Annotated in this window: 11 protein-coding genes; 1 reads left to right on the top strand and 10 read right to left on the bottom strand. The window is 67.2% G+C overall.

From position 1 onward, the window contains the following. Window positions 1-61 precede the first annotated feature (61 nt). Window positions 62-325: a hypothetical protein gene (locus tag ACFE65_RS14640; protein WP_375383105.1), complete on the top strand. Its 264-nt coding sequence runs from the start codon at window positions 62-64 to the stop codon at window positions 323-325. Window positions 326-339: 14 nt separating this feature from the next. On the opposite strand, the gene ACFE65_RS14635 is transcribed toward ACFE65_RS14640, so the two are convergent. The 10 genes from ACFE65_RS14635 to ACFE65_RS14590 are packed head-to-tail and all read right to left on the bottom strand — an operon-like array spanning window position 340 to window position 9,253. Further along, window positions 340-1,062: an SDR family NAD(P)-dependent oxidoreductase gene (locus tag ACFE65_RS14635; RefSeq protein ID WP_375383104.1), complete on the bottom strand. Its 723-nt coding sequence runs from the start codon at window positions 1,060-1,062 to the stop codon at window positions 340-342. A 4-nt stretch (window positions 1,063-1,066) separates the two neighbouring features. Beyond that, window positions 1,067-2,113, bottom strand: a complete 1,047-nt coding sequence (locus ACFE65_RS14630) for a phosphotransferase family protein (RefSeq protein WP_375383103.1) — start codon at window positions 2,111-2,113, stop codon at window positions 1,067-1,069. Continuing rightward, entirely contained in the window at window positions 2,113-3,270 is a 1,158-nt protein-coding gene (locus tag ACFE65_RS14625) for an acyl-CoA dehydrogenase family protein (protein WP_375383102.1), read from the bottom strand. Before ACFE65_RS14625 ends, ACFE65_RS14630 begins: the two co-directional genes overlap by 1 nt. Further along, the gene (locus ACFE65_RS14620; RefSeq protein WP_375383101.1) at window positions 3,267-4,067 is read right to left on the bottom strand and encodes an enoyl-CoA hydratase/isomerase family protein; all 801 of its coding nucleotides are present in this window, start codon (window positions 4,065-4,067) and stop codon (window positions 3,267-3,269) included. Before ACFE65_RS14620 ends, ACFE65_RS14625 begins: the two co-directional genes overlap by 4 nt. Then, a complete protein-coding gene (locus tag ACFE65_RS14615) occupies window positions 4,064-4,885 on the bottom strand; it encodes an SDR family oxidoreductase (RefSeq protein ID WP_375383100.1) in 822 nt (273 codons plus the stop codon). Before ACFE65_RS14615 ends, ACFE65_RS14620 begins: the two co-directional genes overlap by 4 nt. Then, window positions 4,878-5,744, bottom strand: a complete 867-nt coding sequence (locus ACFE65_RS14610) for a crotonase/enoyl-CoA hydratase family protein (RefSeq protein ID WP_375383108.1) — start codon at window positions 5,742-5,744, stop codon at window positions 4,878-4,880. The genes ACFE65_RS14615 and ACFE65_RS14610 overlap by 8 nt, the downstream gene beginning before the upstream one ends. A gap of 8 nt (window positions 5,745-5,752) precedes the next feature. Further along, a complete protein-coding gene (locus ACFE65_RS14605; RefSeq protein ID WP_375383099.1) occupies window positions 5,753-6,523 on the bottom strand; it encodes an SDR family NAD(P)-dependent oxidoreductase in 771 nt (256 codons plus the stop codon). Continuing rightward, window positions 6,520-7,305 (bottom strand): enoyl-CoA hydratase-related protein, encoded by a 786-nt coding sequence (locus tag ACFE65_RS14600; protein WP_375383098.1) that lies wholly within the window; start codon window positions 7,303-7,305, stop codon window positions 6,520-6,522. The genes ACFE65_RS14605 and ACFE65_RS14600 overlap by 4 nt, the downstream gene beginning before the upstream one ends. A gap of 13 nt (window positions 7,306-7,318) precedes the next feature. Beyond that, window positions 7,319-8,101 carry a crotonase/enoyl-CoA hydratase family protein gene (locus ACFE65_RS14595; RefSeq protein ID WP_375383097.1) on the bottom strand — a complete coding sequence of 261 codons (783 nt, stop codon included), beginning with the start codon at window positions 8,099-8,101 and terminating at the stop codon, window positions 7,319-7,321. Window positions 8,102-8,104: 3 nt separating this feature from the next. Beyond that, window positions 8,105-9,253: an acyl-CoA dehydrogenase family protein gene (locus tag ACFE65_RS14590; RefSeq protein ID WP_375383096.1), complete on the bottom strand. Its 1,149-nt coding sequence runs from the start codon at window positions 9,251-9,253 to the stop codon at window positions 8,105-8,107. Window positions 9,254-9,263: the final 10 nt, after the last annotated feature.

The raw sequence follows: 9,263 nt of genomic DNA, 5'->3' as shown, positions 1-9,263 counted from the left end.
TCGGTGGGCTCTAAACCGTTAGCGTTGTTTAGCGTGGGATCAGCGCCTTGCCCTCAACATGGTGGCTGTCGAGGCGGTCCGGATCGAGCGCGAGGGCAACCCGTTCGAGGCCATCTCCCATCTGGTGAAGGGCGCGCGCGGTCGCGAAGGGCTGATCAACGGCGATCCCGACCACGGAATCTGGACGGCCGGCATCGTGCAGGGGCTGATCCACGACGTGCCGACCGTCAGACAGCTGGTGGATCGTATCATCGCCGAAGCGGAGGCGATCATCGACGGGCGGCTCCGCTCGCTCATGGGGCAAGCCACCCGAATTGCCGCCTGACTGCCCGGCGGCGGCTATCTGAGGAGGTAGCCGCCGTCGATCACCAGGCCGTGGCCGCGAACATATTCCGCTTCGGGCGCGGCGAGGAACAGCACGGCGGTAGCGACCTCCTCCGGCCGACCGAACCGCCGGGCGGGGATACTGCGCAGGAATTTCCGGTGCATCTCCTCGTCGGCCTTTGCCCAGTCGATGATCCGCGTGTCGATGAAGCCCGGCGCGACCATGTTGGCGCGGATGCCTTCCCTCGCCCACATGTCGGCGATCGAGCGGGTGAAGCCCAGCACCGCCGCCTTGCTGGCCGTATAGGCTGGCCGATCGCGCAAGCCGATGAAGCTCGCCAGCGACCCGATGTTGACGATCGCGCCCTGCGTTGCCGCCAGTCGCTCCCGAAAGCGGTAACACAGGTCGACCAGCGCGTTCAGATTGACCTCGATCACCGTGCGGTATCCGGCTTCCTCATACTCATCGTCGCGTGCCATGCCGGCATTGTTGACCAGCACGTCGAGGGTCGGAATCGCGAGCGCCAGTGCCTCGCGTTCGGCAGGGTCCTGCATTCGCACGCGATGATAGGTGAAGGCGGCGAGATCGTCCTCGTAGGTGTCCGATCGCTCGCGCGTGCCCGTGACATGAACGATCGCGCCGGCATCGGCGAACGCCCGCGCAACGGCTAGGCCAATACCCTGCGTCCCGCCGGACACCAGAACCACCTTGCCGGCATAGTCGAACCGGATCGCCACGGTGTTAGCGCCCCGTCGCTTCCGCGATCGAGCGGCCGATCGCGGCGAGCAGGTCCATCCGCGCGACCATCTCGCCGGCATCGGCCGACGCGGCGGTGCCGCGAATCATCCGCCCCTTGATGCCGTGGATGATCGCCGCCAGCCGGAACAGGTTGAACGCCAGGTGGGTGCCAAGCTCCGGTAGCTCCGTCCGTCCCGTGCGCCGACAATAGGCGGCGGTGTACGCAGCCTCGTCCGGCAGACCGAGCGCCGCGAGGTCGCGATCGGCAAGACCCCAAGGCACCGACGACGGCACCCGGTACATCATCAGATTATACGCGAAGTCGGTGACGGGATCGCCGAGCGTCGACAGCTCCCAGTCGAGCACCGCGATCACCCGCGGCTGGGTGGGGTGGAAGATGATGTTGTCGACGCGGTAGTCGCCATGCACCACCCGCGTGTCGCCATCGGCCGGCAGGTGCGCCGGCAACCACTCCACCAGGAAGTCCATGTCGGCCGTGCGCCCCGCCGCTTCGTCCTCGCGATACTGGCGCGACCAGCGGGCGACCTGCCGTTCGAGATAGCCGCCATGCCGCCCATAATCGCCCAGACCGACCTGCTCGGGGGAAAGCGCATGGATCGCGGCGAGCGTGCCGCCCATCGAGTCCTGCAGCGCGGCACGCTCCGCCGGGTCGACGCCCGGAAAGCCGCCGTCCCAGAAGATCCGCCCCTCGACCAGATCCATCACGTAGAACCAGGAACCTATGACCGTCTCGTCGGTGCACAGCGCCCGCACGCGCGGCACCGGTATGCCCGCTGCGGCCAGCGCCTGAATCACCCGCGCCTCGCGATCGACCGCGTGGGCGCCACTCAACAGAACGCCCAGCGGCTTGCGACGCAGGACGTACTGTGTTCCCGGCGTCGTCAGCTTAAACGTCGGGTTGGACTGGCCACCGCTGAACTGCTCGATGGTCAGTGGTCCCGCAAAGCCGTCGACATGCTCCGAGAGCCACGCTTCGAGGGCGGCGGCATCGATCTCGAAGCCTGCCCGTACCGCAGTAGCAACCGCCATCACGCCTGCGTCGCCTTCCAGTCGCGCTTGACCTTCTTGGCCAAGCTCCATTTGTGGACCTCGGTCGGCCCGTCGTAGATGCGGAAAGCGCGGACTTCCCGAAAGACCTGCTCGACGATCGTGTCGCCGGTCACGCCGGTTCCGCCCATCACCTGCACGCACCGGTCGGCGATCCGCATCAGCGCCTCGCTGACCGCGACCTTGGCCATCGAGCTCTCGACGGTGCCGAGGCTGCCGCTGTCCAGCACATCCGCGCACCAGTCGATCATCAGCTCGGCCTGTTTGAGGTCGATCAGGTTTTCCGCCAGCATGAAGCCGACCCCCTCGTGATCGACGAGCGGCTTGCCAAACGCGTGGCGGCGGCACGCATAGTCGGTCGCGATCTCGTTGGCGCGCCGGCACGATCCCAGCCACCGCATGCAATGGGTCAATCGCGCCGGGGCGAGGCGTACCTGCGCGAGCTTGAAGCCATCGCCCGGATTACCCAGCATCTGGTCGGCAGGCACGCGCAGCCCGTCGATGGCGATGACCGCGTGACCGCCGGGCATCGACGAGTCGATCGTGTCGAGCACGCGCTCGATCCGAACCGCAGGATCCGGCAGGTCGACCAGGAAAAGCGACGCGCCTTCCGGTGTCTTGGCCATCACGATGCCGACGCTGGCACCATCGGCACCGGTGATGAAGGCCTTGCGCCCGTCGATGACCCAGTGGTTGCCGTCGGCGCGCGCCGTGGTGAGCATCATCGAAGGGTCGGATCCGGCGCCGCCGTCCGCCGCTGGCTCTGTCATGAAGAACGCCGAACGCGCCTCGCCCGAAACAAGGGGGTCGAGGAAGCGACGCCGTTGCTCCGGGTCGGCGACCTTGCCCAGCAGGTACATGTTGCCCTCGTCCGGGGCCATGACGTTGACCGCCAACGGTCCGAGCGGAGACAGGCCCGCCGCCTGCAGCACCATCGCGGTATCGCGGTGGCTGAGGTGGCTACCGTCCGCCAGGATGTGTGGCGTCAGCACGCCGGCCTCGCGCGCCAGTCCGCGCAGCTCTTGCACTAGCGCATCGCTGGGGCCGTGCGACGCTCGCCGGGGATCACGCTCGAAGGGTGCCACCGTCTCGCGGACGAAGCGTTCGACGGTTGCGGCAATCGTTGCACCCGTGCTCATGCGCGGGCCTCCAGCGGACTGGCATAGGCTGGCCGTCGCTTGTCGAAGAACGCCGCCACGCCTTCCGAAAAGTCGCTCGTGGACGAACACAGCACCTGATTGCGGTCCTCCATCGCGATCGCATGTTCGAGGCTCGGCGCGTCGATACTCATCCGCAGACATTCCTTCGTCAGTCTCAGTCCCAGCGGTGCCGTCGTCAGCATCGCGTCGATGATCGGCAGCGCCGCCTCTTCCAACGCGTCGTCAGCTACGAGGCGGCTTACCAACCCGAGCGACGACGCCCGCGCGGCATCGATGAACGCGCCCGTCAGCATCAGTTCGGCGGCCACGCTCGCGCCCACCAGCCTCGGGAGCAAATAGGACACGCCGATATCGCAGGCGGACAAGCCGACGCGGAAGAACGCCGCGTTCATCCGCGTGCTCTCGCCCGCCAGCCGGATGTCCGATGCCAACGCCAGCGCGAAACCGCCACCGCAAGCAGGACCATGGATCAAGCTCACGATCGGCTGCGGGCAATAGCGCATCCGCATCACGATCTCGGCAATCGAGCGTTGCAGGTCGAGGCGGCCGATCGTATCCATCGCACCCAGATCGTCGACAAGGTCGAAACCTGCGCAGAAGCCGCGTCCGGCACCGCGCAAGACGATGACGCGCGTCTCGCGCCGGGTCGCGGCTCTGGCGAAATAGTCGCTAAGCGCCGCGATTAGGTCGCTGTCGAGCGCGTTGAGCCGCTTCGGACGGTTGAGCGTAAGCCAGTCCACCGCGCCCCGGCTCTCGATCGTCAACGGCCCGGTCATCGCGGGCGCTCCGGCACGGTAAGCGCGTCCGCGGAAGCATCACCCAGGATGGAGCCGCCGTCGACCTCAAGGATCGCGCCGGTGATGTATCGCGCGTGGTCGCTCGCTAGGAACAGCGCGGCGTCGGCAATGTCCCGTTTGGTGCCGTAGTCGCGCAGCGGTATCCGGCTTTTGAGTGCGGCCGTCACCGCAGCCGAGGGCGCAAGCCGCGCCATGCCTTCGGTGTCGCCGATCGGGCCCGGCGAGATCGCGTTCACGCGCACGCCCGCCGGGCCCCATTCCATCGCGAGCGTTTCGGTCAGGTTGTTGATTCCGGCCTTCGCAGCGCTGGCATGCGCCTGGAACATCAGCGGCCGCCTCGCCTGCCCGGCCGTGATCGAGATCAGCGATGCTCCCGGCTTGCGCAGATGCTCGAACGAGGCGCGCAGGACGTTGAACGTGCCGATGAGGTCGATCTCGATCACCGTGCGGAACGCATTCGCCGACAGCGCTACCGCAGGTGCGAGGAAGTTGCCCGCTGCGCCCGAGATGACCACGTCGATCGCGCCGAACCGGTCTGCCGCCTGCTGGAACGCCCGCTCAACCGCGGCAAAGTCGCGCACGTCGGCGACGAGGCCGATCGCCTCCCCGCCTGCATCGACGATGGACCGGGCGGCTGCCTCGATGCGATCCCGCGAGCGGCTGACCAAGCTGACAGTCGCACCCATTCCAGCAAAACGCTGGCCGATGGCGAGGTTGATCCCGCTCGATCCACCCGCGACTAAGACATTGCGCCCTGCGAACGCGTCGTCGCGAAAAAGCTCTGCTCCGTCAGCCATAGACCGGCTCCTTCCACCACGGGAAGAAGTCGGGCATGTCGCGGCTGACCTGGTCGGGGAAAACCGCGGGACGCTTGGCGAGGAACGAAGTCACTCCCTCCGCCACGTCAGCGCTGCGGCCGCGCGACACGATGCCGCGGCTGTCGACGCGGTGCGCCTCCATCGGATGACTCATGCCCAGCCCGCGCCACATCATCTGACGAATCAGCGCCACCGAGACGGGGGCGGTGCCGTCCGCGAACTTTCGCGCGAGGGCGCGTGCTGCGGGTAGCAATTCGTCTGGCGCATGAACCGAGCGGACCAGGCCGCCACTCAGCGCCTCGGCCGCATCGAACACGCCTCCGCCGTAACACCATTCGAGCGCCTGGCTGATGCCGACGACGCGCGGCAGGAACCAGGACGACGCCGCCTCGGGGACGATCCCACGGCGAGCGAAGACGAACCCGATCCGCGCCGTCTCGCTGGCGATCCGCACGTCCATCGGCAACGTCATGGTCGCGCCGACGCCCACCGCGGGGCCGTTGATCGCGGCGATCAGGGGCTTGAGACACCCGAACAGACGCAATGTGACCCGGCCGCCACCATCGCGCGCCGCATCCGTGGCGTAATCGAGCGTATCGGCATCCCCATCGATGGCAAAGGACTTGGCACCTTCGGAAAGGTCTGCGCCGGCGCAGAACGCGCGGCCGGCACCCGTGACGATGACCGAGCGCACGTCGTCATCGGCATCGATGCGGTCGATGACGTCGAGCATCTCGTCCATCATGCGAATGGTGAAGGAATTGAGCTTGTCGCGACGGTTCAGCGTGATCGTACCGACCCCGTCCGCAACGTCGAAGAGTATCGTGTTGTAGTCCATCGTCGTCCCTACAATGACTGGCCGTCGTCGACGATCATGTCCGATCCCGTGACGTTGCGGCTGGCATCCGACAGGAGGAACAGCAGCGTCTCGTCCAGCGCGTCCTCGTCGAGCATGCGGCGACGCGGCCAAGTGGCCATGTGCCGTTGACCGCCTTCGGTGTCGAACCAGTCGCCTGCCAGCTCGGACGCGATATAGCCGGGCGACAGCAGATTGACGTTGGGGCCAGAGCGCGCCCACTCGCGCGCCAGCAGCCGGCCCATGTGGGTCACCGCCGCTTTCGATGTGCTGTAGGCGACCGTTCCCGACGTTCGCATCTGTGCCGTAATCGACGAGATCAGCACAATCCGGCCGCGTTCGGAAACGCCGGCAGCGCGCATCCGTTTGGCCTCCTCGCGGACAGTCAGGAACGCGCCGCGCACATTAATCCCGAACAGCCGATCCCAGTCGTCGACCAGCACGTCGAGTGCGCGTCCCTCGACGCTGATTCCCGCGTTGGCAACGACGGAGTCGACCGGTCCGAACGCGGCCTCCGCGGCATCATAGGCCGCGATGATCGACGCTTCGTCGGCGACGTCGAGCGACACCGCCAACGCGCGGCCGCCCGCATCCTCCAGCTCGGCCCGCAGCGCTTCCAGCCGATCGAGCCGCCGCGCACCGATCACCACGGCGGCACCCGCCGCGGCGCACAGCCGGGCGAAGCGCACGCCGATGCCCGAAGAGGCACCGGTCACCAGCACCGTTCGTCCGGCGAGTTGCCCCTGGCGATCGCCGCTCATGCGCCGACAAACCGAGCAGCGCGCTTGCCCTGGAAGGCGGCCACACCCTCGCGATAGTCGGCGCTTCGACCGGCACCGAGCTGCAGGGAGCGTTCGGCCGAAAGCGCCTCCTGCCAATCCGCGTCGACGGCGCGCCAGGCGACCTGCCGGATCGCGCGCAGCGAAGCGGGCCCAGCAGCCAGCCGTTGGGCGAGCGCCAGGGCATCGGCTTCCAGCTTGTCGTCGGGCACGATGCGATTGATGAGGCCCCAGGCGAGCGCGGTTTGGGCCGGCAGCTTTTCTCCCAGCAGCATCAGCTCCATCGCCCGGGGACGGCCGATCGTCCGCACCAGCAGATGCGACGAGCCCGCGTCCGGAACCAGGCCGATGCGCGCGAACGCCTGGAGGAAATACGCCGTCTCGCTCGCAACGATCATGTCGCCCGCGAGCGCGAGCGAGGCTCCAGCTCCAGCCGCGGCGCCGCGGACCGCGGTGATCCACGGCAAGCGGAGATCGTGCAGTCGCTGCATCAACGGATTAATATGCGTTTCAAGGGCCGATCCGGCATCGAACTCCTCCGGCGCGACGTCGTCGCCCATGCCGCCAGACAGGTTTGCACCCGAGCAGAATGCCCGGCCCGCCCCCGTCACGATCATCGCCCGCGCACGCGCCTCGACGGCATCCAGTGCTTCGGCGAACGCTGCGATGTTGCCCAGCGTGATCGCGTTGAGGGTGGTCGGATCGTTCAGCCGGACAATCGCCACATCGCCCTTCCACTCCAATTGGAGTGTCGGATCGCTCATGCCTCGTGTCCTTTCAATTGACGAAGATCGGCGCGCGACCGGCCATGGCCGCGGCTACTGCCTCGCGCTGGTTCGGTGCACCGAACAAGGCGGCCTGCTCCACCGCCTCGGCGCGCAGGGTCGCCTCGCGGCCGCCGCCGCTCCGCATCAGCCGCTTGGCCGCGCGCACCGCGTCGGGGCTCAGCGCCGTGATCGCGGCCGCCTGTTCCAGCGCCGCCGCCACCGGATCTGCCGCCGTTCGCGTCGCCAGGCCCAGTCTCACGGCTTCCTCGCCGTCGAACACCCGACCGGTGAACACCAGGTCAGCCAGAAGGTCGGGTCGCAGCAGGCCAGGCAACAGGACCATGCCGGCCATGTCGGGAACGAGGCCCCATTTCACTTCCATGAATGCCAGCCGCGCATCGGGCGCAACGATGCGCAGGTCGGCCCCGAGCGCGAGCTGAAGGCCTCCGCCGAACGCCACGCCATGAACGGCGGCAATTACCGGAACCGCAAGATCATGCCATTGCAGCACCGCCTGTTGCGCGACGTTGGCACCACCTGCGACCGACGTCTCGATATCGATCGACCGCTTACCGCCGGCGGACGCGGAGCGTAGCGCATCGAGGTCGATCCCGGAGCAGAAGCCACGCCCGGCACCCGACAATACCACCGCCCGGCAGTCGCGCCGGGCAGCGAGCATCGTCCCCGTCTCGACCAGGGCCGCGATCAATTCGCCATTGAGCGCGTTCATCCGCTCGGGCCGCGACAATTCGACGTGAGCGACGGCACCATGCCAACGGAGTGCGAGCACCATCGCCTAGCTCTCGAGCGTGCGTGCGATGAGCAGCTTCATCACCTCGGTCGTGCCGCCGTAGATCCGCTTGACGCGCACGTCCTTGTACATCCGCGCAATCGGATACTCGTTCATGTAGCCGTAGCCGCCGAACAGCTGCTGACAGGCATCGACGATCTTCTGCGCGCGCTCCGACACCCAATATTTCGCCATGCTGGCGGTGGCCGCATCCAGCGTACCGGCGAGCAGCCGCTCCATGCAGTCGTCGACGAAGCTGCGCGCGATCGTCGCCTCCGTCTTGCACTCGGCCAGCACGAATTGCGTGTTCTGGAAGTCGAGCAGGCGCTTGCCGAACGCCTGTCGCTCACGGACGTACGTCAGAGTCTCGTCGAGTGCCGCCTCGATCATCGCCAGCGACTCGATAGCGATGATGAGCCGCTCCTTCGGGAGCTCCTTCAAGAGCTGGTAGAGGCCCTGCCCCTCGACTCCGCCGAGCAGATGGTCAGCGGGCACCTGGACGTCGTCGAAAAACAGCTCGGACGTGTCGCGCATTTCGAGCCCGATCTTGTCGAGGTTTCGCCCTCGGCGGAAACCGTCGGCCTGCGCGGTCTCGACCACGATCAGCGACACGCCCTTGCTGCCCGCCGCCGGGTCGGTCTTGACCACGACGATCAACAGGTCGGCGATCTGCCCATTGGTGATGAACGTCTTCTGGCCGTTGACCGCATAACCATTGCCGCTGGGCCGGGCAGTCGAGCGGATCCCCTGAAGATCGGAGCCCGCGCCCGGCTCGGTCATCGCGATCGCGGTGATCAGTTCGCCCGACACGATCTTGGGCAACCAGCGATCGCGCTGGTCGGCAGTGCCGTATTTCTCAATGTACGGCGCGCAGATCGCGTTGTGCAGGGGAACGCCCCACCCCTCGGCGCCCGCGAGGCCGAGGTGGCGGATCAGCACCGCCTCGTGCCGGAAGTCGCCGCCCGCCCCGCCGAAGTCCGGCGAGACCGACAGGCCAAGCAAACCCGCGGCTGCTGCTTCTTCCCAGGCTGCCCGATCGACGACACCGGCCTCTCGCCAGGATTGTTGCCGGTCACTCGGCGCGATGTCTGCCAATGCACGAGCGACCGAGTCATCGAACATCACGAGCTCGTCGTCCATCCAGCGGGACGGCATGGAGAAAACA

Source organism: uncultured Sphingomonas sp. (assembly GCF_964237335.1).
GTDB lineage: Bacteria > Pseudomonadota > Alphaproteobacteria > Sphingomonadales > Sphingomonadaceae > Sphingomonas.
The sequence above is the reverse complement of the archived record's forward strand: the minus strand, read 5'-3'. Positions and strand labels throughout refer to the sequence as shown.

Excerpts from the sequence above, each read along its gene's own strand:
- ACFE65_RS14590 (WP_375383096.1), bottom strand. The coding sequence starts at position 9,253 with ATGCCGTCCCGCTGGATGGACGACGAGCTCGTGATGTTCGATGACTCG.
- ACFE65_RS14610 (WP_375383108.1), bottom strand. The coding sequence starts at position 5,744 with ATGGACTACAACACGATACTCTTCGACGTTGCGGACGGGGTCGGTACG.
- ACFE65_RS14605 (WP_375383099.1), bottom strand. The coding sequence starts at position 6,523 with ATGAGCGGCGATCGCCAGGGGCAACTCGCCGGACGAACGGTGCTGGTG.
- ACFE65_RS14615 (WP_375383100.1), bottom strand. The coding sequence starts at position 4,885 with ATGGCTGACGGAGCAGAGCTTTTTCGCGACGACGCGTTCGCAGGGCGC.
- ACFE65_RS14600 (WP_375383098.1), bottom strand. The coding sequence starts at position 7,305 with ATGAGCGATCCGACACTCCAATTGGAGTGGAAGGGCGATGTGGCGATT.
- ACFE65_RS14630 (WP_375383103.1), bottom strand. The coding sequence starts at position 2,113 with ATGGCGGTTGCTACTGCGGTACGGGCAGGCTTCGAGATCGATGCCGCC.
- ACFE65_RS14620 (WP_375383101.1), bottom strand. The coding sequence starts at position 4,067 with ATGACCGGGCCGTTGACGATCGAGAGCCGGGGCGCGGTGGACTGGCTT.
- ACFE65_RS14625 (WP_375383102.1), bottom strand. The coding sequence starts at position 3,270 with ATGAGCACGGGTGCAACGATTGCCGCAACCGTCGAACGCTTCGTCCGC.
- ACFE65_RS14595 (WP_375383097.1), bottom strand. The coding sequence starts at position 8,101 with ATGGTGCTCGCACTCCGTTGGCATGGTGCCGTCGCTCACGTCGAATTG.